The sequence below is a fragment of the Comamonadaceae bacterium M7527 genome, assembly GCA_021044545.1.
Taxonomy (GTDB): Bacteria; Pseudomonadota; Gammaproteobacteria; order Burkholderiales; family Burkholderiaceae_C; genus RS62.
In genome coordinates this window covers 448,599-472,841 of the sequence record CP087990.1, presented here as the reverse complement: position 1 = coordinate 472,841, position 24,243 = coordinate 448,599, and the positions used below count along the sequence as shown (strand labels likewise).

Below are 24,243 nucleotides of genomic sequence, written 5' to 3'. Positions count from 1 at the left end.
TTTCAAAAGGTTGGCGCTTACAAACCGGGCGGCTGCAGGTCACGGCCCAGCAACCGCTGACCCAACCACTTGAAAGCCTGGCCTACATCGAGGCCGTAGGCCAATTGCTGCGCGGGCTGCTGCACATCGCCCTCTTGCAGCGGTGGGCCAATGTCAAACGAGAACACATAGTTGGGCTCTTGCCCCATGCGCAAATCTGTGACCACCAGGTTGTCGCCACTGGTCTGCACTTTGAAGAAACCATCGGTAAACCGGGCCAAACGCTGCACATGAGGATGGTCGGCATGCTGCTTGGCCAAGGCATCACCGCGCTCAAACGTGTTGAACCGCATGGGTCTGCCAGCATCTGCCAGCGCGTAAAAGCCCTCGTGAAACTGGTCGCCGTCTACAGACACCACGCGCCACACCACAGTGGTAAGCGGCGCAGGCGTGACAAGCACTTGCTGCGCTGGCAAGCCAAGCGCCTGCAACGACTGGCGTGCGTGCTGCGTCACCCAGGCCTGGCCAGCAGCACTCCACACCAGGTACAGCGTACTAAAAGCCAGTGCCACATTGTTAAACCGCACACCGCGCCCAGGCACTTTGATGCGCAGCGCCGCCACCACGCCGAACAGCAACGGCAATGTGTACACCGGATCAACAATAAACAGGCTGCCAAGCCCATAGGCCTGGTCTGTAAAAGGCTGAAACACTTGCGTGCCGTAAATCGTCATGAGGTCTAACAGCGGGTGTGTGACCAGGGCCAAACCCAAAGCTGCAAACCACCAGCCGTATAAATGGCGCTGTTTGTGCACACCACTGACCACCCAGGCAAACGGTATGGCAAACAGCGTCACCAGCAGCAAGGCATGCGTTTCAGCACGGTGGCGCACCATGTTGAGCACAGGGTCGCCATGGTCCAGCAGCACGTCCAGGTCTGGTAACAGGCCTGCCACGCCGCCCCACAAGGCCGACTTCCAGACGGCGGTACGCCTGCCCATCACGGCCACGCCTACAGAGGCACCCAGCAATATTTGTGTAACGGAATCCATAGCACCTAACAGCATCAAACCAATACAGTAACTCCATACTATGTTGTTTGTATGACCTTTGTGAACAAGGTACATGGCCAGGCGCTAGCCGGGCGCTAGCCGGGCACTAGCCTCGCCCCAACACCTGTGCCACCACTGTGCGCAACAACACCATGGCCGCTTGCTGCGTGGGTGTCACGGGCCGGTTGTGGCTAGTGGCCACGTAGACAGCCACTGACATTGGCACGCCAGTCCTGACGCCACCTCCGGGCTTTGCACCACGCCCACCCACGTGAATGGCGCGCACCGCATAAGCCTTGGCTTTGTCTGAGCTGGTGACCGCATGGCGGGCCAACACAGCCGCACCAGTGCCATCGGCAACCAGGTCCAAAATGGCGCTGACGCCGTCTACCTCCAGGGCAATGCGCGGCGCCAAACCCAGCTTCATCAACTCGGCCTCCAGCTGCATACGCAGCGCATTGGGCCTGCTGGGTATCAGCAACGGCAAGTCTGCAATATCGCGCAAGTCAATGCTGGCCGCCATGGCAAGCCTGTCTGATTCGCCTGCGGTTTTGCTTGCCACCTTGGCTTTGTTATTGGCTTTTGTATTGACTTTTGTGTTGGCTTGCACCAGCACCAACGCCTCATGGCACAGCAACTCGGCGTCTATGCCTGGCGCCTGGGCAGGCGTGGCGTTGTACAACAGCGCCACATCCACCACGCCATCCAGCAGCTGGGCTTGCATGCCCCGCGTTAACCCCTCGGTAATGCGCAGCTGCGCGTGTGGCAGCTCAGCCCTGAACGCGCGCAACAACGGTATCGCCAAGCTGCGCGCCACGCTGGGCGGCATACCCAGTACCACGCGCCCAGATAAGGTGCCGCGCACATCTGACACCGCTTGTTTGGCCCGCTCTACCTGGTACAAAATGCCGCGCGCATGCTCCAGTAGCAACTCACCCGCCTCGGTCAGCGCCGCGCCGCGACCGTTGCGCATCAGCAAGGTTTGGTGCAACTCAACCTCCAGCGCGCGCACTTGTCGTGACAGCGCAGGCTGCGCCACACCCAGCGCGTCAGACGCCTTGGTAAAGCTACCCAGCTCAGCGACGCGCTCGAAATACATCAACTGCTTAAAGTCCACAAGGCTGCCCTTAAAGAAATGCCAATTGAGCATATCAGATAGATTGGATATGCTATTGAATACGGTCTGGCAAGTGCGCACAATGCTCCTCATGACTACCGCGCCAGCGCCCTTTCTTACCGGCATTTCGTCTATGGCCACGCGCGCGTTGTTGGCGCAGCTGCTGCAACGCCACCAGGACATCAGCAAACAATCAACCCATATGTTGTCCATAGGGGGCGTGGATGCGCTAAAGCGTATTCAAACGGGCGAAGCCTTTGACATAGCCGTACTGGCCAGCGACGCCATTGCCAAGCTGGTAGCCAGCGGTCATGCGCTGGCCACCAGCGTGACGCCTGTGGTGCACTCTGCAGTGGCAGTCGCCGTGCCCGTTGGTGCGACCACGCCAGATTTATCAACAGAGGCCAGCGTTCGGGCTGCCGTGCTGGCGGCACCCAGCATCAGCTACTCCACTGGGCCAAGCGGCGTGGCGTTGGCCACATTGTTTGAGCGCTGGGGTATTGCCGGGCAAGTGGCCAGCAAAACCATCACGCCACCACCGGGCACACCCGTGGCCAGCTTGCTGGCCAGTGGCCAAGCGGCTTTGGGCTTTCAGCAGCGCAGCGAGCTACTGGGTGTAGACGGCATACAAATTGTTGGCCCACTGCCCAGTGCCATTCAAATCACCACCACATTCAGCGCTTGCGTGTTGACTAGCAGCCAGCAACCGCAAGCTGCAGCAGAACTGCTTACCTTCCTGGCCAGCGACGCCGCAGCTGCAGCCAAGAAGGCCCAAGGCATGACCCCCGCCTGAGACCCAAATACGCATCCCCCCACAGCGCATCACCCCACAGGACACACCATGAGCCGCCCACCTTTAATCATTGACGTACACGGTCACTACACCACCGCACCAGCGGCGTTGGGTGACTGGCGCAACTTGCAAATCAGGTCACTCACAGACCCAAGCGTTGTGGCTGACCCCAAAGCGCTGCGCATCAGCGATGACGAGCTGCGCGAGTCTATCGAGCTCAACCAGCTGGCCAAAATGAAAGAGCGTGGTTCAGACCTCACCGTGTTCAGCCCACGTGCCTCGTTCATGGCTCACCACATTGGCGACTTTCAAACGTCCAGCACTTGGGCCGCTATTTGCAACGAACTGTGCGCACGTGTGGCGCAGCTGTTTCCTGACAACTTCATTGGCGCAGCCATGTTGCCCCAATCGCCCGGGGTAGACCCCGCCACCTGCCTTCCAGAGCTAGAGCGCTGCGTGAAAGACTACGGTTTTGTTGGCATCAACCTGAACCCAGACCCGTCTGGCGGGCACTGGACCAGCCCACCGCTGACCGACAAAGCGTGGTACCCCGTGTATGAAAAAATGGTTTCGTACGACATACCCGCCATGATTCATGTCTCCACTAGCTGCAACGACTGCTTTCACACCACAGGCGCACACTACCTCAACGCCGACACCACGGCATTTATGCAGTGCTTGAGCGGTGATTTGTTCAAGGACTTCCCCACCCTGAAGTTTTTGATACCCCACGGCGGCGGCGCTGTACCCTACCACTGGGGCCGCTTTAGGGGCTTGGCCCAGGAGATGAAAAAACCGCTTCTAGAAGACCACTTGCTGAACAACATCTTCTTTGACACCTGCGTATACCACCAGCCAGGCATTGACTTGCGACCAAAGTTATTCCGGTAGACAACATTTTGTTTGCCTCTGAAATGATTGGCGCGGTGCGCGGCATTGACCCACAAACAGGCTTTTATTACGACGACACCAAGCGCTATATTGCCGCCACACCCAATCTCACCGAGGCGCAACGCCACCAGGTGTTTGAAGGCAACGCGCGACGCGTATTCCCACGCATGGATGCGGCGCTAAAGGCCAAAGGCCTTTGAGCAATAAGACAAACGATCAGGACAACCACCATGTATGAACTAGGCGTTTGCTACAGAAACATTGAGCGTGCTGACAAGGCCGCAGCCGACCAACTGGCTGCCTTTGGCAGTGCCACCGTGCACGAAGCGCAAGGCCGCGTGGGCTTGATGCAACCCTATATGCGCCCTATTTATCCGGGTGCCATGGCAGGCGGCACGGTGATAACCGTGCTGCTACAGCCTGGCGACAACTGGATGCTGCACGTGGCCGCCGAGCAAATTCAGCCGGGCGACGTGGTGGTGGCAGCGTGTACCGCACCATGCACAGACGGTTTCTTTGGTGACTTGCTGGCCACCTCATTCAAAGCGCGTGGCGCGCGCGCACTCATTATTGACGCGGGTGTGCGTGACGTTAAAACGCTGCAAGACATGGACTTTCCAGTGTGGAGCAAAGCCATCTCCAGCAAAGGCACCATCAAGGCCACCCTGGGCTCTGTCAACATTCCTGTCGTGTGTGCGGGCATGTTGGTCACACCAGGTGACGTGGTGGTGGCCGACGACGATGGCATTGTGTGTGTGCCAAAGGCCAACGCCTTGGTTGTGGCTGAGGCTGCAGCCAGGCGCGAAAGCTTTGAAGGCGAGAAGCGCGCCAAGTTTGCCGCTGGTGTGCTGGGTCTGGACATGTACAACATGCGCGAACCGCTGGCCAAGGCCGGCCTGCGCTACATTGACTAAGGTGGCGCAATGAGTCAACCCACAACTGGCAACTTCACCAAAACCGCCGACTGGATGGACTGGTACGAGAGCCCATCTACACCCCGCTTTCAATTGCCCGCAGGCGCGGTAGATGCACACTGCCATGTCTTTGGCCCGGGCGCACAGTTCCCGTTTGCGCCTGAGCGCAAGTACACACCATGCGACGCCAGCAAAGAACAGTTGTTTGCGCTGCGCGACCAGTTGGGCATTGCGCGCAACGTGGTGGTGCAAGCCACCTGCCACGGTGCTGACAACGCAGCCCTAGTCGATGCACTCAGGCACAGCGGCGGCATGGCACGTGGCGTAGCCACTGTCAAGCGCAGCATCAGCGACGCCGAATTGACAGTCTTGCATGCAGCTGGCGTGCGTGGCGTGCGCTTTAACTTTGTGAAGCGCCTGGTGGACTTCACGCCCAAAGACGAGCTGCTGGACATTGCCAGGCGCATCCAGCCACTGGGCTGGCACGTGGTGATTTACTTTGAAGCGGTGGACCTGCCTGAGCTGTGGGACTTTTTCACCGCGCTGCCCACCACCGTGGTGGTGGACCACATGGGCAGGCCAGACGTGAGCAAGCCGCTGCATGGACCAGAGTTTGAGTTGTTTGTAAGGTTTATGCGCGAGCACCCCAACGTGTGGAGCAAGGTAAGCTGCCCAGAGCGCTTGTCGCTGACTGGCCCCAAAGCCTTGAACGGCGAGCAAGCCGCTTACCAGGACGTGGTGCCGTTTGCCAAGCGCATTGTTGAGACCTTCCCAGACCGCGTGCTGTGGGGCACCGATTGGCCGCACCCCAATCTTAAAAATCACATGCCAGACGACGGGCTGCTGGTGGACTTTATTCCACACATTGCCACCACGCCAGAATTACAGCGCAAGCTGCTGGTAGACAACCCCATGCGCCTTTATTGGCCAGAGGAACAATAAGCATGGCGCTAGACAAGCCCTATCTCGATGTGCCCGGCACCATCATTTTTGATGCGGAACAAAGCCGCAAAGGCTACTGGCTCAACCAGTTTTGCATGAGCCTGATGAAGCCGGACAACCGCGCTCGCTTTAAAGCTGACGAGCGCGCCTATCTGGCTGAATGGGACATGACCGAAGAACAACGCGAAGCGGTATTGGCGCGTGACTTGAACTGGTGCATGCGCACAGGCGGCAACATTTACTTCCTGGCCAAGATTGGCTCAACAGATGGCTTGAGCTTTCAACAAATGGCAGGCTCCATGACCGGCATGACAGAGGCCGAGTACCGCGCCATGATGGTGGCCGGTGGGCGCAGTGTGGAAGGCAACCGCGTGGTGGGTGAAGACGGCGACGCACAGGCACACAGGCAGCCACAAGGCGCAGCAGGAAAGAACACGTAAATGGCACGCATCACCGCATCTGTATTCACCTCACACGTCCCCGCCATTGGCGCGGCCATGGACCTGGGAAAAACAGGCGACGACTATTGGCAGCCCTTGTTTGCCGGGTACGACTTCTCCATGCAGTGGATGAAGGACAACAAACCCGATGTGGTGATATTGGTTTACAACGACCATGCCACTGCGTTCAGCCTGGACATGATTCCTACTTTTGCCATTGGCACAGCGGCCAGCTACCAGCCCGCTGACGAAGGCTGGGGACCGCGCCCCGTGCCAGTGGTCAAAGGCCACCCTGAGCTGTCTGCGCACATTGCGCAAAGCGTGATTCAACAAGACTTTGACCTCACCATAGTCAACAACATGCCGGTAGACCACGGCTTAACCGTGCCACTGTCACTAATGTGCGGCCAGCTTGATCCAGTCACAGACGCATGGCCCTGCCCTGTTATTCCGTTTGCGGTCAACGTGGTGCAATACCCCGTGCCAAGCGGCGCGCGCTGCTTTGCCCTGGGGCAAGCCATTCGCAAAGCGGTGGAAACGTTTGACGACGACATCAAGGTGCACATCTGGGGCACAGGCGGTATGAGCCACCAGCTGCAGGGCGCACGTGCTGGCCTGATCAACCGCGAATGGGACAACAACTGGCTGGACCTGCTCATCAACAACCCAGTGGCCTGTGCCCAGGTGCCACACATTGACTACGTGCGCGAAGCAGGCAGCGAAGGCATTGAGCTGGTGATGTGGCTGATCGCGCGTGGCGCCATGAGCGACATCAACAACGGTCAAGTCTCAGGCCCTGCGCCCAAGCTGCTCCACAGGTTCTACCATGTGCCCGCCAGCAACACAGCCGTGGGGCATGCGATTTTGGAAAACACCTAAAGGACTCGGTATGAGCATCAAAGTAGCACTAGCCGGCGCTGGCGCGTTTGGCATTAAACACCTAGACGGCATCAAAAACATTGACGGCGTTGAGGTTGTCTCTGTGGTGGGCAGAGACCTTGCTGCCACTCAGTCGGTGGCGCAACAGTACGGCATAGCCCACGCTACCGATAACCTAGACGACAGCCTAGCGCTGGCTGAAGTAGACGCGGTGATTTTGTGTACGCCCACACAACTGCACGCCTCACAGGCCATCGCGTGCATGAAGGCTGGCAAACACGTGCAGGCAGAAATACCCATGGCCGACAGTTTGGCTGATGCCCAAGCGGTGGTTGCGATGCAACAGCAAACCGGCTTGGTGGCCATGTGCGGCCACACGCGACGCTTTAACCCCAGCCACCAGTGGGTGCACAACAAGGTGGCCAGTGGTGCGTTCAATATCCAGCAAATGGACGTGCAAACCTATTTTTTCAGGCGCTCCAACATCAACGCCCTGGGCCAGCCACGCAGCTGGACAGACCACTTGCTGTGGCACCATGCCGCGCATACGGTGGACTTGTTTGCCTACCAAGCGGGTAGCCCCATCGTCAAGGCCAATGCTGTGCAAGGCCCTGTTCACGCCACGCTGGGCATTGCCATGGATATGAGCATACAGCTGCAAGCGGCCAACGGTGCGATTTGCACGCTGAGCTTGTCGTTTAACAACGACGGCCCACTGGGTAGCTTTTTCAGATACATAGGCGACAGCGGCACCTACCTCGCTCGCTACGACGATTTGCTCAACGGCCAAGACCAGGCCATTGATGTGTCACAAGTCGATGTGTCCATGAACGGCATAGAGCTGCAAGACCGTGAATTTTTTGCAGCGATTCGCGAAGGCCGAGAGCCCAATGCAAGCGTCTCGCAGGTACTGCCCTGCTACCAGGTCCTACACGATCTGGAGCAGCAGCTGCATCGCTAAACCTGAGTGCACCAACGCCATCACGAGTGCCCATGAATCGCGTGCCACAGCTTGCAAGGCGTCAGCGGCATTTGTAGGGATTGGGTGGCGTGCATGTGGCCATTTCTGGCCAGTGCGTGGGCCACGGCGTTCAGCACCGCGGGTGTCGCGCCAATGGTACCCAACTCGCCCACACCCTTGACGCCCAACAAGTTGGTGGTGCACGGCACGCTCTCGTCAAACTGGGTGACGAAGTTGACGCCCGCCACATCAGCCCTGGGAATGGCATAGTCCATCAGGCTGCCAGCCACCAATTGCGCACCGTCTGCTTCGTACACCAGGTCTTCGTAAAGCGCTTGGCCTATGCCCTGGACGGCACCGCCGTCAATTTGACCCACCACAATGGCATGGTTGACCACGCGGCCAATGTCGTTGACCGAGTAGTAGGCGGCCACCTCGCAAACCCCTGTTTGCGGGTCGATTTCAACCTCGCAAATGTGGCAGCCGTTGGGCCATGTTGGCGCACCCGCTTTAGTGGTGGATTGCAGCTCTATGCGCTGCCCCACATGGCGTTGAGCCAGTTGCGCCAACCCAATCCCAATGTCTGTGCCCTTGATTTGAAAATAGGCATTGGCATATTCCAGGTCTTGCTCAGCCGCCTCCAACTCGGCCGCGGCCAGCTGGCGTGCCTTGTCTAGTGCGCGCTGTGAAGCTTCGCTAACCGCACTGCCACCCGTAAACAACGAGCGCGAGGCCGCGCTGCCAAAGCCATTGCCACGATCAGTGTCACCCATCACCACATCGATGTTGTGGGCGGGCAAGTCAAAAACGTCCGCCACCAGCTGCGTCAAAGACGTCTGAATGCCCTGCCCCATGGGCAGCACAGCGGCAAACACCTCCACGCGGCCATCGGCCAAAATGCGCACATCAACAGACTCATCCAATACGTTGCCACCTGTCCATTCCAGAAAACTGGCCACACCCAAACCGCGCCACAACCCTTTGCTGGCAGACGTCTCAGCCCTGGCCTCAAAGTCATGAACACGTGCCAAGGCCAATGCCTGGTCAAACATGCGCTCAAAATTGCCGCAGTCATAGACCTGCTCCATCGCATTGGTGTAGGGCATTTGGGCAGGCGCAATCATGTTGGCCCTGCGCAGCGCGAATCTGTCAAAGCCATGCGCGCCAGCGGCCTCATCCAGCACGCGCTCAATATTCAAAATGGCCTCTGGCCGTCCGGCACCTCGGTACGCACCAGTGGGCGCGCGGTTGGTGAGTACCGCCTGAATGGAGATATCTATCAGCGGTATGTCGTAAATACTGGTACTGACCCACGGACCTATCAGCAGCTGTATGGCCAAGCCGGCCATAGTGGGATAGGCGCCAACGTCTGCAATGTTGTTCACCCGCAGCGCCAGCACTTTGCCGTTGCAGTCCAGTGCCACCCCCACGGTGCTGTGCACGCTGCGCCCGTGTGACGACGTCAAAAAATCGTCGCTGCGCGTAGCCACCCACTTCACAGGCGTGTTGAGGCGTTGCGCGCAATACGCAGTGAGTATGTCTTCAGCATAAGGCGTGGTTTTCATGCCAAAGCCGCCGCCCACATCGCCTACCAATACACGAATGTCATCAAGTGCCAAGCCCAAGTGGTGGGCGACGGCGGCGCGCATTTGCGTGGGAGCCTGGCTGGAGGCGCGCAACTCCAAGCGCTTGCCTCTGGGGGTGGCCAGCGAGTTGCGCGTCTCAAGCGTGATTGCTGCCAAACGTTGGTGATCCACCGCAATGGTGGTGACATGTGCGGCCTGCGCAAACGCCTGCTGCGTGGCATGGGCATCGCCATAGTGCGATTGTGCGCATACATTGTCCGGGCCGTTTTCGACCAGCCTGGCGTTGCTGCTTACCGATTGCTGCGCATTGGCAACAACATCCAAGGGCTGGTAGTCAAACTCTATAAGCTCTGCAGCGTCTTGGGCTTGCTGCACGGTGTCGGCCACCACCAATGCCACAGCCTCGCCCACAAAGCGCACACGATCTGTAGCCAGTAAATGGCGCTGCGGCGCTTGCAATGCAGCACCATTGGCGCGCTTGAAGTTCACCGCGCCAGCCATGGCGGGCACGCCCGCGGCTTGCAGGTCTGCGCCACTGAGCACCAAGCACACACCGTCGCTTGCTCTGGCGGCATCGGTATTGCAGTTGCGAATCATTGCGTGCGCGTAGGGCGAGCGCACAAAATAAATGTGCTTGGCGCCTGCTTCAGCTGCGTTTGCGACGTAAAGGCCCTCGCCTCTGAGCAAGCGGTCGTCTTCCACACGCAGCACCGAGTGTCCGCTGCCAAATTTAGTCTCTAACATGCTGCTTACCCACGCTACAAAACGTTCAAGTGTAGGCAAATGCCTGATGGCACGCTTCGCATTGGCGACTGCACTGATCAGTGCTAACAGGCGTGGCTTTGATGCGCCCAACGTACAGCAGATAAACTAACCGCAGTCCAAGTTGGACCCACTAAAGCCGGCCATACCCAATAAACCTATGCAAGTCACCTACCCAACGCCACTACCCGTTCGCGCCATTGGCGACCTCCACATCAGCGCCGTCAGTATGGGTTGCATGAACATCAGCCATGCCTACAGCGCGCCCTTGTCAGACGCCCAAGGTGAACGGGTATTGCTCAGCGCCCTGGACGCTGGCATGACCATGTTCGACACCGCAACCTTGTATGGCTTTGGTGCCAACGAAACCCTGGTGGGCAAGGCCTTGGCCAAGCACAGATCCAGGTTCATGCTGGCCAGCAAGTGCGGCATGGGCGGTGAAGACGTCAACGGCGACGGCAAGCTCATTCGCGTGATTGATGGCAGCCCTGCCAACATCAAACGCCAATGCGAGCTAAGCCTAAAGCGCTTGCAAACAGACGTCATTGACTTGTACTACCTGCACCGATGGGACAAAAAAGTCCCCATTGAAGACAGCGTAGGCGCCTTGGCCGACTTGGTTGCCGCAGGCAAGATTCGCCACATTGGTTTGTCTGAGGTGAGCGCGGCCACGCTACGCCGCGCCCACGCGGTTGCACCTGTTGCGGCCCTGCAAACCGAATACTCACTATGGACACGCAATCCAGAAATTGCCACGCTACAAACCTGCCAGGAACTGGGCACTGCCTTTGTCGCCTTTAGCCCCGTTGGGCGTGGCTTTTTGGCTGATAACACCACCGTAGCTACGAGCTATTCGCCCAGCGACGTTCGCCACACCATGCCGCGCTTTTTGCCAGACAACTACGCCAAAAACCTAGCATTGCTGGCCCAGTTCAAAGCCATTGCATTATCGTTAGGCCACACCCCCGCTCAGCTTGCACTGGCTTGGGTGTTGCACCAAGGCCCACATATTGTGGCCATACCCGGCACCACCCAAGTCGCCCATGTGCAAGACAACGCGCAGGCTGCACACATATCGCTGGACGCGCACACGCTTGCACAACTCAACGCGTTGATCAACCAGCAAACCGTGGCAGGTGGGCGCTACACCGCCCAGGCCGAAAGCGAAGTAGATACAGAGACTTTTTCTGAGTAGCCGACCCTACACCGCCGTGCGCAGGAAAGGTGACAGCCTGCGCCCTGGGCGCAGCAGCGACTCACTGATTAGCGCGGTGCAGGCAAGCCCATTGATCGCGCAATCACCTCTTTCATAATTTCATTGGTGCCGCCGTATATGCGTTGCACGCGTGCGTCGGCGTAAGCGCGGGTAATGGGGTATTCCCACATATAGCCGTAGCCACCAAACAACTGCAAGCAGTGGTCCATCACTTGACATTGCAAATCCGAGCACCACGACTTGGCCATGCTGGCGGTGGCCGTGTCTAGCTCGTCCACGCACACCAGTTCGCAACACTTGTCCACAAACACCCGTGCCGCTTGCACCTTGGCCTGCAAGTCGGCCAGCACATAGCGCGTGTTTTGAAAACTACCAACGCTTTGCTTGAACACCTGACGGTCTTTCACATAAGCCACGGTCCAGTCAATGGCAGACTGCGAGGCTGCTACGGCCGTGATGGCAATTTGCAAGCGCTCCCAAGGCAGCTGTTCCATGAGGCAAATAAAGCCTTTGTTCTTCATCGCCTCACCGCCCAGCAGTTGCTCGGCACCCACGTGCACGTCTTTGAAGAATAGCTCTGAGGTGTCTTGGGCCTTCATGCCCAGCTTTTTCAAGCGTTGGCCTTTTTCAAACCCCGGTGTACCCGCTTCCACCAAAAACAGCGAGGTACCCTTGGCACCGGCTGCTGGGTCTGTCTTGGCCACCACAATCACCAAATCGGCATGCCAACCGTTGGTGATAAACGTTTTGCTGCCGTTGATGACATAGCCGCCGTCCTTGGCATTGGCCGTGGTTTGAATGCCTTGCAAGTCACTGCCAGCCGCAGGTTCGCTCATGGCTATGGCGCCCACCAGCTCACCACTGGCAAGCCGAGGCAGGTAACGTTGTTTTTGCTCATTTGTCCCGTAGTGCAGCAAGTAGGGGGCCACAATTTCGCTGTGCAGGCCAAAGCCCACGCCGGTAAAGCCTGCATCGGCCAACACCTCAAACTGGGCGACCGAATACATTTTGTCTGCATCGCTGCCACCAAATACCTCTGGCATGCTCATGCACAAGTAGCCGTTGGCACCGGCTTTGCGCCACAAATCCCTATCTACAAAGCCCTGCTCTTCCCATTGCGCATGAAATGGCGCAATTTCCTTGGCCGTAAATTTGGCAAATGCGTCTTTGAACGCAAGGTGGTCTTGGTTGAATAGGCTTCGCTTGATCACGCCGGGCTCCTGACTGGTTTTGTCTCTAACTTACACCAAAACCCCGCCTGCAAATGGTCAAGTTGGCGACGTTTTGCCATACCCGTTGTCGGTTTAAATGTGTGCCTACAGCAAACCGACCGAGGCTTTTATGACAGACGCATTCGTATTCGACGCCATACGCACACCCAGGGGCAAAGGCAAACGGGATGGCAGCCTGCATGAGGTCAAGCCTGTGGACTTGCTCGCTGGTGTCCTCAAAGCCCTGCAACAGCGTAACCAGCTGGACACTGCATGCGTAGACGATGTGGTGATGGGCGTGGTGTCGCCCATAGGCGAGCAAGGCTCTGTACTGCCCAAAGTGGCCGCACTCAAGGCAGGATGGGACTTCACCGCCAGCGGTGTTCAAATCAACCGCTTTTGCGCATCTGGTCTGGAGGCCGTCAACATGGCCGCACAAAAAATTGCCAGTGGCTGGGAAGACATGGTTGTTGCCGGCGGGGTAGAAAGCATGAGCCGCGTACCCATTGGTGCAGATGGCGGCGCCTGGTCACAAGACCCGGCCACCAACATACAAACAGCTTTTGTGCCGCAAGGCATTGGCGCAGACCTCATTGCGACACTGGAGGGCTTTAGTCGCCAAGACGTTGACGCATTTGCACTTGAAAGTCAACGCCGCGCGCATGCGGCCAGCGCAGCGGGCTATTTTGCAAATGCGTTGATCGCCGTCACTGACGACTTGGGACAAGTGATATTGGCCACAGACGAGTTCATCAAGCCGCACACAACGTCAGAGGGCCTGGCACAACTCAAGCCCGCTTTTGAGCAACTGGGTAGCATGGGCTTTGACGCAGTCGCGCAGCAACGCTACCCGCATGTCGCGCGCATCAACCACGTTCACCACGCTGGCAACTCGTCTGGCATTGTGGACGGTGCAGCCGCCGTTTTAATTGGTAGCGAACAAGCAGGCAAAACACACGGCCTCACGCCACGCGCACGCATAGTGTCTGTGGGCTTGTCTGGCGCAGACCCCACCATCATGCTCACAGGCCCCATGCCTGCCACGCGCAAGGCCTTGGCCAAGGCTGGCTTGCGCATTGACGACATTGACTTGTTTGAAGTCAACGAGGCCTTTGCCGCTGTACCCATGCGTTTTATGAAAGAAATGGGCGTGGCCCATGACCGGGTGAACGTGAACGGTGGCGCCATTGCCATGGGTCATCCTTTAGGCGCAACAGGTGCCATGATTTTGGGCACGCTGATAGACGAGCTACACCGTCGTCAGTTGCGATTTGGTCTGGCCACTTTGTGTGTAGGCGGTGGCATGGGCATTGCCACCATTGTCGAGCGCTGCTAAGCCCCCTGCAAACCATATTGCGAGACCACCCATGACCACACATATTCAATTAGTTGTTGAGCAGCGCGTTGCGCACATTGTGTTTGACCAGCCCAACTCGCCAGTCAACACCATGTGCCAGGCTTGGCAAAACGACTTGCACGACATCGCCGCGCAGATCAAAGCGAAACACAGCGCCGAAGCGCTGGCGGGCATTATTTTGCGCTCCAACAAATCCACGTTTTTTGCAGGTGCCGACTTGCGCGCCGCCATGGCACTGACTGCTGCTGACGCGCCACGCCTGTTTGAAGACACGCAACGCATCAAGCACAGCTTCAGGACCATTGAGACCCTGGGCATTCCTGTGGTGAGTTGCATCAACGGCACAGCCCTGGGTGGTGGCTGGGAGGTAGCGCTGCTAGGCCACTACCGCATTGCCATCAACAACCCGCGCACGCAACTGGGTTTGCCCGAGGTGTCCTTGGGCTTGTTTCCAGGGGCCAGTGGCGCAACCAAAATGTCGCGCTTGCTGGGTCTCATCAAGGCGCAGCCTTATGTGGTTGAGGGCAAGCTGTTTACCCCAGCCCAAGGCGCAGACCTGGGCCTGATACATCAACTCATAGAGCCCAGCGATACCGCCGCTGCAGCTATGCTGAGCGCAGCGCTAACCTGGATTGCAGCCAATCCCACAGCCCAACACCGCTTTGATGAAAAAGGCTGGCGCATGCCAGGCGGCACGGCTGCATCACCAGCTATCGCCAATGCACTGAGTGTGGCTCCGGCCATGCTGCTAAAGAAAACCCGTGGCCTGCTGCCCGCACCTGAATATGCGCTGGCCAGCATGGTTGAAGGCAGCTTGGTTGACATAGATACCGCTTTGCGCATTGAAAGCCGCTACTTGGCCAAGCTCATGACGACGCCAGTGGCGCGCAACATGATCAACACGTTTTTCTTTGACATGAACGCCATCAAAAGCGCGCGCAGCCGTCCAGGCGGCATAGAGAAAAAACGCATAAGCAAAGTGGGCGTCATTGGAGCGGGCATGATGGGCGCGGGCATTGCCTATGCGCAAGCCAGCAACGGCATTGCCACCACACTCATTGACACCGCCCAGGCCAGGGCTGACGCAGGCAAAGCCCACAGCGACAAGTTGCTGCAAGCGCGCGTGTCCAAAGGCCAACTAGACGCCGACAAGGCGCAAGACACATTGGCACTCATCAACGCATGCACGGACATGAGCGCTTTGGCAGGCAGTGAGCTGATCATTGAAGCCGTGTTTGAGAACCGCGCGCTCAAAGCCAGCATTACCCAGGCCGCCGAGCCGCAGTTAGCCGCAGGTGGCGTCATGGCGTCCAACACTTCGACTTTGCCTATTACGGGTTTGGCAAAAGCCTCTTCCAATGCGGCGCAGTTCGTAGGCATTCACTTTTTCAGCCCTGTTCACAAGATGAAGCTGGTGGAGATCATCAAGGGCACACACACCAGCGACCAGGCCATTGCCTTGGCTTTTGACTACGTGCAGCAACTGGGCAAGTTGCCCATAGTGGTCAATGATTCGCGCGGCTTTTTTACCAGCCGCACTTTTGGCACCTATGTCATGGAAGGCGCTGCGATGTTGGGCGAAGGCGTGCCCGCCGCCTTGCTTGAAAATGCCGCCATGCAGTGCGGCATGCCAGTGGGGCCGCTGGCAGTGTTGGACGAAACAGCGCTGAGCCTGAGCGTGGCCGTACTAGACCAGACACGTGCAGACTTTGCAGCCAACGGACAAACCTACGAAGCCAGCGCCGGTGAGCTGCTGGTAGAGCGCATGGTTAAAGAACTCAAACGCCCTGGACGTGCAGCAGGTGGTGGCTTTTACGACTACCCTGCAGGCGCATCCAAGCAGCTGTGGCCGCAGTTGGAAAGCCTGTTTGAAAAGCGCACACAAACACCGCCAAGCGTACAAGCCATACAAGACCGTTTGCTATTCAGGCAAGCGGTTGAAACCGCGCGTTGTTTGCACGAGGGCGTGCTAAGCCATGTTCACGACGCCAACATTGGCTCCATCATGGGCATTGGCTTTCCGGTGTGGACAGGCGGTGCGGCGCAGTTTATCTACAGCATGGGTGTAGACGCATTTGCAACGCGTTGCGCAGCCTTGGCACTGGCACACGGCAAAGGCTTTGCCCTTGATGACGATATCATTGCCACACTCACGAAGCTCACACCCACTTATTGACCGTGCCCACCACTGCTAACGTTGCCATCAACCAACGCGTTCGCGCAGCGACTTGTTTTGGTCGTTTAGCCGGTTGGCCTTGCAGGGCTTTGGTGGTGTAGTGGCCATTGTTCAGCGTGAGTTGGTTGAACACAAACGCTGGCTGACCCCTCAAGCCTTTCTAGAAGAGTGGGCCGTAGCGCAAGTAATGCCTGGACCCAATGTGGTGAATTTGTCCATGATGCTGGGCGGGCGCTTTTTTGGCTGGACTGGCGCTTTGGCAGCCCTGGCCGGCATGTTGGTGTTTCCAACCCTGGTGGTGCTGGCCTTGGCGGCCCTGGTCGCCAACGTCGCCGATCACCACATGGCCGCAGGCGCCATGCGTGGCTTTACCGCCGTGAGCGCCGGCATGATTGCAGGCGCAGCCATACGCCTAATGCCTGCACTCAAAGACCACCTGCTGGGCTGGCAAACCTGTGCGGCGTTGGCCTGCCTGACTTTTATTGGCGCGGCCTTGTTGCGCTTGCCGCTTATGTGGGTGCTGGTAACTGTTGGCGGCACAAGCTGTGCACTGGCGTGGTGGCGTTTGCTGCGCCAAGCCCAAACCGCGTCAGCTACGCCAGCCACACAAACAGATAACACCCATGAGTGAACATTGGCTATTGGTGTGGGGCAATGCCTGGGACTTGCTGGTGCACTTTGCTGGCCTGTCGCTGTTGGCCATTGGTGGCGCCATCACCGTGCTGCCAGACATGCACCGCTATTTGGTTGACGAACGCGGCTGGCTTACCAATAGCCAGTTTGGCGGCTCGGTGGCGTTGGCCCAAGCCGCGCCCGGCCCCAACCTGTTGTTTATTCCCTTGCTGGGTTGGCACGTGGGCTTGAGCGCCCCGTTTGCACAGGCGGCCACCGCCGGTGCGTGGTTGTCATGGGTATTGGCGGTGGGCTACGCGTTGTTGGCCTTGTTTGCCATATTGCTGCCCTCCTCCGTGCTCAGCTACACAGCTGCAGCATGGGCGCACCGCAACAAGAACCGTGTGGGCGTGCAAGCCTTTAAGCTGGGCCTGTCGCCCGTTGTCATCGCTTTGCTGCTGGCCACCGCCTGGCTAATGGGCAGCCATCACGACACCCTGGCAGCCGCTTGGCCACCTGCCACCTTGTCGCTTATCTGCGCCTACCTGGTAGTGCGCACACGCCTGCATTTGTTGTGGCTGCTACTCGCAGGTGGTGCACTGGGCGCAGCTGGCTTGGTGTAACAAGGCGGCCAGTGCTGCTCAGCCCCAACCACGCCCCTACTGCTTGGGCGCGTGTTGTCGTTGGCGCATGGCCTCAAACAGGCATACACCGCTGGCCACAGACACGTTCAGGCTTTCTACCGCGCCGCTCATGGGAATGCGCACCAAGGCGTCGCAGGTCTTGCGGGTGAGTTGTCGCATGCCAGGGCCTTCTGCACCCAGCACCAGGGCCACTGGGCCTTTGAGGTCGGTTTGATAAATGGTGTGATCTGCGTCTTCACTGGTGCCAATCACCCAAATGTGGCGCTCTTTCAGCTCATTGAGCGTGCGCGCAAGATTGGTCACCATGAAGTACGGCACGGTCTCTGCCGCGCCGCTGGCCACTTTGGCCACCGTGGCATTGATGCCGGCAGCATGGTCTTTGGGGGCAATCACCGCTTGCACGCCTGCACCGTCGGCCACACGCAAACAAGCACCCAGGTTGTGTGGGTCTGTCACACCGTCCAACACCAGAATAAGCGGTGTCTGACTGGCGTCCTGGTCTACTTTGTCCAGCAAGTCGTCCAGGCTTTTGGCCAGCGCTACGTCGTGGGCGCGGGCCACCACGCCTTGATGGCCCATGCTGCCACACAGCTTGGACAAACGCGCGCTATCGGCCTCAATGAGACGGATATTGGCCTCTTTGGTGCGCGACACAAACTGACGCATGCGCTGGTCACGCCGACTGGCATCGAAGTACACCTCTACCACCGACAAGGGATCGGTCTTGATGCGCACACTAACGGCGTGAAAGCCAAATAACACTTTGATTGCAGACATGGCGCTATTATCGCCTGCCGCAAGCCACGCACTGACTAGATCGGCTAGCTTCTCTCTACCACTGTGCCGGCTCGCAGGCCAATGCGGTGTTGGCACCTGGCAGCAATTGCCCGGTCATGGGTCACCATCAGAAGCGTTGTACCCAAGTCGCGGTTGAGCTCAAACATGAGATTCATCACCGACTCGCCAGTGGCAAAGTCCAGGCTGCCTGTGGGCTCATCGGCCACCAGCAGCTTGGGGCGCATCACAAAAGCGCGCGCCAAGGCAACGCGCTGCTGCTCGCCGCCAGACATGACCTTGGGGTAATGACGCAGGCGCTGGGACAAACCCACGCGCTCCAGCATGGCACTGGCGGCGTCTCTGGCGTCTTTGCGGCCTGCCAGCTCCAGCGGCAACATCACGTTCTCTAGCGCGCTGAGGTGGCCCAGCAGCTGAAAGTTTTGAAACACAAAGCCCAGGTTGTGCGCACGCCAGGCCGCGCGCTCGTCTTCGTCTAGAGCAAACAAATCTTGACCTGCCAGCATCACCTGGCCATGGCTGGGCGTATCCAACCCCGCCAGTATGGACAGCAAAGTGCTTTTGCCAGAACCAGAAGCACCCACAATAGCCAAGGTCTCGCCGGCATACACGGTCAGGTCAACGCCGCTCAAAATGGATAATGTACCGGTTGAGTCACTCACGTCTTTGCCCACACCCGTGGCAACCAATACCGGCGTTTGATGACTGTCTTGCATTGATATTTCCCGTTTTTGGCTATAGAACCCACTTCATGACCATGCACTGTAACCGCCGCCACCTGAGCACAACTACCGCCCCAAAAAGTCCTTGGCTGATGCGGGTGTTTGCAGGCCACTTGTTGCTGTTGGTCGCGCTGTGGCTGGTCGGTTCAGGCGCGTGGGCGGCCTCGTCCAACGATGCGCTCAACGCCACTACCAACTCGGCCAAAGCCAGCTTGGCCACCCATGCCACCAACGACAGCCAAGCCACACGCATCCTGGTGGTGGGCGACTCTATCAGCGCCGAATATGGAATAAAGCGCGGCACAGGATGGGTGGCGCTGCTGGCCCAGCGCATTGCCAAACAAGGTATTGCCGCCAGTGTCATCAACGCCAGCATCAGCGGCGACACCACGGCCGGGGGACGCGCGCGCTTGGCCAGCCTGATCAAGCGCCACAAGCCTGGACTGGTCATTATTGAGCTGGGTGCCAACGACGCGTTGCGCGGCCTGCCACTCAACACCACCCAAGCCAACCTCACCGCCATGGTGAACATGTCGCAAACCAGTGGTGCCAAGGTACTGCTGCTGGGCATGCAGGTGCCGCCCAATTACGGCCAGCGCTACACAGACGAATTTGCAAAGGTGTTTACCGACACCTCAGCCAATATGGGTGTGCCGCTGGTGCCGTTTTTCCTAAGCAATGTGGCCGATGCGCAAGACGCGCCACGCCTGTTTCAGGCAGACCGCATACACCCCAACGAGTTGGCGCAGCCCATCATGCTGGACAATATGTGGCCTGCCCTTGTGCGTGAACTGGCGCGCTAACAACTTATATGCCCATCAACCTCATTACCGCGGCTAACGCACTGGCCAAGCTGGACCAGTTTGACGACGTCATAGACGCCAGAAGCCCAGGCGAATATGCGCTGGACGCCATACCTGGTGCGGTCAACTGGCCTTCCCTGGACGATGAACAGCGCATCGTGATAGGCACCATGTACAAGCAAACGGGCGGCTTTGAAGCCAAAAAAGCGGGGGCTGCGCTGGTCGCTCGCAATATTGCAGCCCATATTGAACAACACGCGTCCAACATGCCGCGCACCTGGCAGCCACTGCTTTATTGCTGGCGCGGTGGCAACCGCTCTGGATCGCTGGCAACCGTGTTGTCGGCTATTGGCTTCAAGGTGTCCTTGATTGAAGGCGGCTACAAAGCCTTTAGGGCGACCGTGATGGCGCAAACACCTGAGCTGGTCAAGCCCTTGCAGTTGCGCGTGGTAGCCGGTGCGACCGGTGTGGGTAAAACCCACGTGCTGCACGCGCTTGAGCAATTGGGCGCGCAGACCATAGACTTGGAAGGCATTGCGAAACACCGCAGCTCAGTGCTGGGCATTATTCCCGGCACGCCGCAACCCAGCCAAAAAGCATTTGAAACGCAGCTGTGGCACAAGCTTCAAAGCCTTGACCCAAGCCGGCCTGTGTACATCGAATCTGAAAGCAAGCGCGTGGGCAACGTGACAGTACCAGAGTCGCTGATCACCGCCATGCGTGCAAGCCCTTGTCACCACTTGAGCATGAACACACAATCGCGCGTGCGCCTTCTGATGCGCGACTACGACTTCTTTGTCAACGACAGTGCATTGTTTTGCGAGCGCCTGGACACGCTTGTTGCGCTGCTGGGGCACGCCACCATAGAGCAGTGGCAAGACCTGGCCCGCAACGGGGAATCCGCACAAGTTGTCGCCCAGCTGCTGGATAGCCACTACGACCCCAAATACTTTGAGTCCATGGCGCGCAACTTTGCGCTGTACACCAGCGCCCATCAAGTGACGGTGGCAGACGACTCACAAGGCAGTATTGAAGACACAGCGGCAGGCATTTTGGCGTTTGATGCCGCTTGACACCAAGCCCTAGGCCAACAACATCTGTGCCAGGGCACGCTCAATGTCGGCTTGCAAGTCAGCGGCATCTTCCAGCCCAATGGCAAAACGCACCACGCCACCAGCATGCGGCCAGGCGCGCTCACGCATGCTGGCCATGTTGTACGGCACCACCAAGCTCATGGGCCCTGCCCAGCTGTAGCCCAGCTGGAACAGCTGCAAGGCATCACAAAACACGTCAATTTGTGCGGGCGTAAAGCTGGGTTGAAAGACCACCGTCAACAAACACGCCGCGCTGGTGCAATCACGCTGCCAGACGTCGTGCCCGGGTGAGCTTGGCAAGGCTGGGTGCAACACGGCCTCAAACTCATCCCGCGTGCAGGCCCACTGCGCCAGAGCTTGCGTGGTGGCGTCTTGGCGCTGGTAACGCAATGTCATGGACGGTAGGCCACGCAACACCAGCTCAACATCATTCGCGGCGACGGCTAGCCCCAGGCGCATGTGGGTCATGAGCATGGCATGGTGCAGGTCTGCGTCTTTAGTCACTACAGAACCCATCAGCACATCCGCGCCGCCACTGGGGTATTTGGTAAGGGCTTGCATGGAAATGTCTACACCCAGGTCAAAGGGTTTGAACGCAACACCCGCACCCCATGTGTTGTCCAGCGCGGTGAGCATGCAACGGTTGGCCCCCTCAGCGGCGCGGGCTTCATTGGCTGCGGCCACCACCGCCACCAGCGCCGGGATGTCCGGAAACTCCAAGGTCACTGAGCCCGGTGCCTCCAGCCACACCAGGCGCGTTTTGGGTGTGATGCGAGCGGCCAGGTCAGCCGGCTGTTGCTGATCAAAGTACTCGCATTGCACATCCCACTTGGCCAGCTCAACACTGGCAAAGTCTTTGCCGGGGCCATAAGCGTTGTCGGGTATCAGTACGTGGTCACCCGCTTGCAGCAATGCCAAGTCCACCAAGGCAATTGCGGCCAAACCGCTTGGCACCAGTATGCAGTGCTTGCCGCCTTCGGCTGTAGCCAGGCGCTCTTCAAGCGTAAAAGTCGTAGGCGTGCCATGCAGGCCATAGGTGTAGGCAGACTTGTCTGTCCACGTGCGGCTGCGCATGGCTGCCACGCTTGGAAAAATAACCGTGGAGGCCTTGTGCACACCTACAGCGGCGCTGTCAAAGTCGGCTGGAGCCGTGTAGGGGTGGTGTATGAGCTGGGTACTGAGCGCGGCTTTGGCGGTGAGGTGTGCAGGTGCTTTGGCCATAGGGCTCTCCTAAAAAACAAAACGGCAGCACACTGCTGGAGTGTCTGCCGTTTGCTTGCGGCATTGCAGGAATGCCTATTGTGTCAAATAGCTTGCAAGAAGCCAGGTCAGACTTTCCATTTTTCCATCAAGTCGGCTACGCGCAAGTTGTCGTAGGGCTCAAATGGCTGATGAATCCAGGGGTTGGTGGGTAAAAACTCCATGGAGTAGTCTGGTTGGAAGGCTGAAACGCCCTTGGTCCAAATCACGGCACTACGCAGCTCGGTAATGGGTTTGTAGTTGTCGCGCAAGGTGTCTATCACAGCTTTCAAGGTGTGACCCGTGTCGGCCAAGTCATCGACCAACAGCACGCGACCTGCGATTTCACCTTTTGGCGTGGTGATGTAGCGCGCCACATCCAGGTGACCTTGCACTGTGCCCGCACCAGCGCGGTATGAGCTGGTGGACATGATGGCCAGAGGCTTGTCAAAAATACGCGACAAGATGTCGCCCGGGCGCATACCGCCGCGGGCCAGACACAAAATGTTGTCAAATTCCCAGCCTGACTGGTGAATGCGAATGGCGAGTTTTTCAATCAGGTTGTGGTACTCGTCGTACGACACATACAGGTGCTTACCGTCTTCGGTCAACATAAATCAATCCTTTTAGGCTGGTGTGGGGGAATTGGAAATAAAGCGTGTGGTCTGGCTCATGCCACGGCGTAGGGGTGGTGCAACACAATGGTGTGATCACGGTCCGGACTTGTAGAAACCATGTGCACGGGCACACCAGTCACCACCTCAATGCGCTTGAGGTAGGCCTGCGCATTGGCGGGCAGCTTGTCAAAGTCGGTCACACCAACGCTGGAGTCTGTCCAGCCGGGCATGGTCTCGTAAATGGGCACGCAGCGCTCAATGTCGTCTGCGCCCATGGGCAGCAAGTCCAGGACCTCACCGTCTAAGGTGTAGCCCACGCACAATTGCAGCTCGGTCAGGCCGTCAAGCACGTCCAGCTTGGTAATGCACAAGCCAGACAAGCCGTTGACCTGCGCTGAACGCTTGAGCAAGGCCGCGTCAAACCAGCCACAACGGCGGCTGCGCCCTGTAGTGGTACCGCGCTCTGCGCCCACATCAGCCATGTGGTAGCCCGGTGTGCCTTTGGTTTCCCAGTCGAGTTCGGTGGGGAATGGGCCACCGCCCACACGTGTGCAGTAAGCCTTGGTAATGCCCAGCACGTAATGCAACATGCCTGGGCCTACGCCCGCGCCGGCTGCAGCGTTGCCAGCCACGCAATTGCTAGAGGTCACAAAGGGGTAGGTGCCGTGATCAATGTCTAACAGCGTGCCCTGCGCACCTTCAAACAACAAGTGCTCGCCATTCAAGTGCGCGGCGTTTAAGTCACGCGACACGTCGCCCACCATGGGCAATATTTCCTTGGCGTGGGCCATGGCTTCGTTGTACACGGCGTCAAATTGAATTTCGCCGTTTTGCAAGTAAGGCTTTAAGGCATCGGCCCAATCAAGCTGTGCGCTGCCCAGGTAGGTGGTGAGCATGTGGTTGTGCACGGCCAGCAACTCCTGGAGTTTGGTGGCAAAACGCTCGGGATGCTTGAGGTCTTGCACACGCAAGGCACGGCGCGCAATTTTGTCTTCGTAAGCTGGTCCAATGCCGCGGCCTGTGGTGCCAATCTTGGCCGTACCAGCCTTTTCCTTGGCAGCTTCACGCGCAACGTCTATGGCGGCGTGGAAAGGCAGAATCAGTGGGCAGGCCTCACTGATACGCAAGCGGCTGCGCACATCAATACCCACCTTCTCAAGGCCACGAATTTCCTCTAGCAACTTGCCAGCAGACAGCACGACACCGTTGCCTATGTAGCACGTTACACCTGCGCGCATGATGCCGCTGGGAATCAAATGCAAGGCGGTTTTTACACCGTTAATCACCAGTGTGTGGCCAGCGTTGTGACCACCCTGAAAGCGCACCACACCGGTTGCGGTTTCGGTCAGCCAGTCCACCAGCTTGCCCTTGCCCTCGTCACCCCACTGGGTGCCGACCACCACAACGTTACGACCTGTCGCTGCCATAAAGATTTTGCTTT

General features: G+C 58.4%; 22 protein-coding genes and 1 pseudogene. 14 read left to right on the top strand and 9 right to left on the bottom strand.

Annotated elements, in window-relative coordinates:
- Positions 1 to 17: 17 nt before the first annotated feature.
- Together LN050_02245 and LN050_02240 are read right to left on the bottom strand one after the other, a co-directional pair.
- Positions 18 to 1,031, bottom strand: coding sequence for a metal-dependent hydrolase (locus LN050_02245; GenBank protein UFS56709.1), 1,014 nt, complete (start codon positions 1,029 to 1,031; stop codon positions 18 to 20).
- Positions 1,032 to 1,137: 106 nt separating this feature from the next.
- Positions 1,138 to 2,181: a LysR substrate-binding domain-containing protein gene (locus LN050_02240; protein ID UFS56708.1), complete on the bottom strand. Its 1,044-nt coding sequence runs from the start codon at positions 2,179 to 2,181 to the stop codon at positions 1,138 to 1,140.
- Positions 2,182 to 2,239: 58 nt separating this feature from the next.
- On the opposite strand from LN050_02240, the gene LN050_02235 reads away from it, so the two are divergent.
- From LN050_02235 to LN050_02205, 7 genes and pseudogenes are all read left to right on the top strand, one after another.
- Complete coding sequence (locus LN050_02235) at positions 2,240 to 2,941, top strand: substrate-binding domain-containing protein (protein UFS56707.1); 702 nt, start codon at positions 2,240 to 2,242, stop codon at positions 2,939 to 2,941.
- 48 nt (positions 2,942 to 2,989) lie between these two features.
- Positions 2,990 to 4,032, top strand: a pseudogene (locus tag LN050_02230) (amidohydrolase).
- A gap of 30 nt (positions 4,033 to 4,062) precedes the next feature.
- Complete coding sequence (gene ligK / locus LN050_02225) at positions 4,063 to 4,746, top strand: 4-carboxy-4-hydroxy-2-oxoadipate aldolase/oxaloacetate decarboxylase (protein ID UFS56706.1); 684 nt, start codon at positions 4,063 to 4,065, stop codon at positions 4,744 to 4,746.
- Between the two features lie 9 nt (positions 4,747 to 4,755).
- Positions 4,756 to 5,688, top strand: a complete 933-nt coding sequence (locus tag LN050_02220) for an amidohydrolase family protein (GenBank protein UFS56705.1) — start codon at positions 4,756 to 4,758, stop codon at positions 5,686 to 5,688.
- 2 nt (positions 5,689 to 5,690) lie between these two features.
- On the top strand, positions 5,691 to 6,128 hold the full coding sequence (ligA, locus tag LN050_02215; GenBank protein ID UFS56704.1) for a protocatechuate 4,5-dioxygenase subunit alpha: 438 nt from the start codon (positions 5,691 to 5,693) through the stop codon (positions 6,126 to 6,128).
- A complete protein-coding gene (locus tag LN050_02210; protein ID UFS56703.1) occupies positions 6,129 to 7,007 on the top strand; it encodes a protocatechuate 3,4-dioxygenase in 879 nt (292 codons plus the stop codon).
- A gap of 10 nt (positions 7,008 to 7,017) precedes the next feature.
- Positions 7,018 to 7,968 carry a Gfo/Idh/MocA family oxidoreductase gene (locus LN050_02205; GenBank protein ID UFS56702.1) on the top strand — a complete coding sequence of 317 codons (951 nt, stop codon included), beginning with the start codon at positions 7,018 to 7,020 and terminating at the stop codon, positions 7,966 to 7,968.
- Positions 7,969 to 7,988: 20 nt separating this feature from the next.
- On the opposite strand, the gene LN050_02200 is transcribed toward LN050_02205, so the two are convergent.
- Entirely contained in the window at positions 7,989 to 10,298 is a 2,310-nt protein-coding gene (locus LN050_02200; protein UFS56701.1) for a xanthine dehydrogenase family protein molybdopterin-binding subunit, read from the bottom strand.
- 178 nt (positions 10,299 to 10,476) lie between these two features.
- Here LN050_02200 and LN050_02195 point away from each other — a divergent pair, with 178 nt between their 5' ends.
- A complete protein-coding gene (locus tag LN050_02195) occupies positions 10,477 to 11,511 on the top strand; it encodes an aldo/keto reductase (protein UFS56700.1) in 1,035 nt (344 codons plus the stop codon).
- A 68-nt stretch (positions 11,512 to 11,579) separates the two neighbouring features.
- On the opposite strand, the gene LN050_02190 is transcribed toward LN050_02195, so the two are convergent.
- A complete protein-coding gene (locus tag LN050_02190) occupies positions 11,580 to 12,743 on the bottom strand; it encodes an acyl-CoA dehydrogenase family protein (GenBank protein ID UFS56699.1) in 1,164 nt (387 codons plus the stop codon).
- A gap of 130 nt (positions 12,744 to 12,873) precedes the next feature.
- On the opposite strand from LN050_02190, the gene LN050_02185 reads away from it, so the two are divergent.
- Genes LN050_02185 through LN050_02170 form a run of 4 tightly spaced genes read left to right on the top strand, consistent with a single transcriptional unit; the run spans position 12,874 to position 17,511 of the window.
- Entirely contained in the window at positions 12,874 to 14,079 is a 1,206-nt protein-coding gene (locus LN050_02185; protein ID UFS56698.1) for an acetyl-CoA C-acetyltransferase, read from the top strand.
- A gap of 31 nt (positions 14,080 to 14,110) precedes the next feature.
- Positions 14,111 to 16,276 (top strand): 3-hydroxyacyl-CoA dehydrogenase NAD-binding domain-containing protein, encoded by a 2,166-nt coding sequence (locus LN050_02180; protein ID UFS56697.1) that lies wholly within the window; start codon positions 14,111 to 14,113, stop codon positions 16,274 to 16,276.
- A 52-nt stretch (positions 16,277 to 16,328) separates the two neighbouring features.
- On the top strand, positions 16,329 to 16,907 hold the full coding sequence (locus tag LN050_02175) for a chromate transporter (protein UFS56696.1): 579 nt from the start codon (positions 16,329 to 16,331) through the stop codon (positions 16,905 to 16,907).
- Complete coding sequence (locus LN050_02170) at positions 16,900 to 17,511, top strand: chromate transporter (GenBank protein UFS56695.1); 612 nt, start codon at positions 16,900 to 16,902, stop codon at positions 17,509 to 17,511. Before LN050_02175 ends, LN050_02170 begins: the two co-directional genes overlap by 8 nt.
- A 36-nt stretch (positions 17,512 to 17,547) precedes the next feature.
- Here the strand turns inward: LN050_02170 and rlmB are convergent, their stop codons facing one another.
- Both rlmB and LN050_02160 read right to left on the bottom strand, forming a co-directional pair.
- Complete coding sequence (gene rlmB / locus LN050_02165; protein UFS56694.1) at positions 17,548 to 18,309, bottom strand: 23S rRNA (guanosine(2251)-2'-O)-methyltransferase RlmB; 762 nt, start codon at positions 18,307 to 18,309, stop codon at positions 17,548 to 17,550.
- Positions 18,310 to 18,353: 44 nt separating this feature from the next.
- Complete coding sequence (locus LN050_02160) at positions 18,354 to 19,043, bottom strand: ABC transporter ATP-binding protein (GenBank protein UFS56693.1); 690 nt, start codon at positions 19,041 to 19,043, stop codon at positions 18,354 to 18,356.
- Between the two features lie 35 nt (positions 19,044 to 19,078).
- On the opposite strand from LN050_02160, the gene LN050_02155 reads away from it, so the two are divergent.
- Together LN050_02155 and mnmH are read left to right on the top strand one after the other, a co-directional pair.
- On the top strand, positions 19,079 to 19,852 hold the full coding sequence (locus LN050_02155; GenBank protein UFS56692.1) for an arylesterase: 774 nt from the start codon (positions 19,079 to 19,081) through the stop codon (positions 19,850 to 19,852).
- An 8-nt stretch (positions 19,853 to 19,860) separates the two neighbouring features.
- A complete protein-coding gene (gene mnmH, locus LN050_02150; protein ID UFS56691.1) occupies positions 19,861 to 20,925 on the top strand; it encodes a tRNA 2-selenouridine(34) synthase MnmH in 1,065 nt (354 codons plus the stop codon).
- A gap of 9 nt (positions 20,926 to 20,934) precedes the next feature.
- Here mnmH and LN050_02145 read toward each other — a convergent pair whose 3' ends face one another.
- The 3 genes from LN050_02145 to LN050_02135 all read right to left on the bottom strand — a co-directional run bounded on the left by LN050_02145 (position 20,935) and on the right by LN050_02135 (position 24,229).
- Positions 20,935 to 22,167: a PLP-dependent transferase gene (locus LN050_02145; protein UFS56690.1), complete on the bottom strand. Its 1,233-nt coding sequence runs from the start codon at positions 22,165 to 22,167 to the stop codon at positions 20,935 to 20,937.
- Positions 22,168 to 22,274: 107 nt separating this feature from the next.
- Positions 22,275 to 22,799 (bottom strand): phosphoribosyltransferase, encoded by a 525-nt coding sequence (locus LN050_02140; protein ID UFS56689.1) that lies wholly within the window; start codon positions 22,797 to 22,799, stop codon positions 22,275 to 22,277.
- Between the two features lie 56 nt (positions 22,800 to 22,855).
- Positions 22,856 to 24,229, bottom strand: a complete 1,374-nt coding sequence (locus LN050_02135) for an adenylosuccinate synthase (GenBank protein ID UFS56688.1) — start codon at positions 24,227 to 24,229, stop codon at positions 22,856 to 22,858.
- Positions 24,230 to 24,243: the final 14 nt, after the last annotated feature.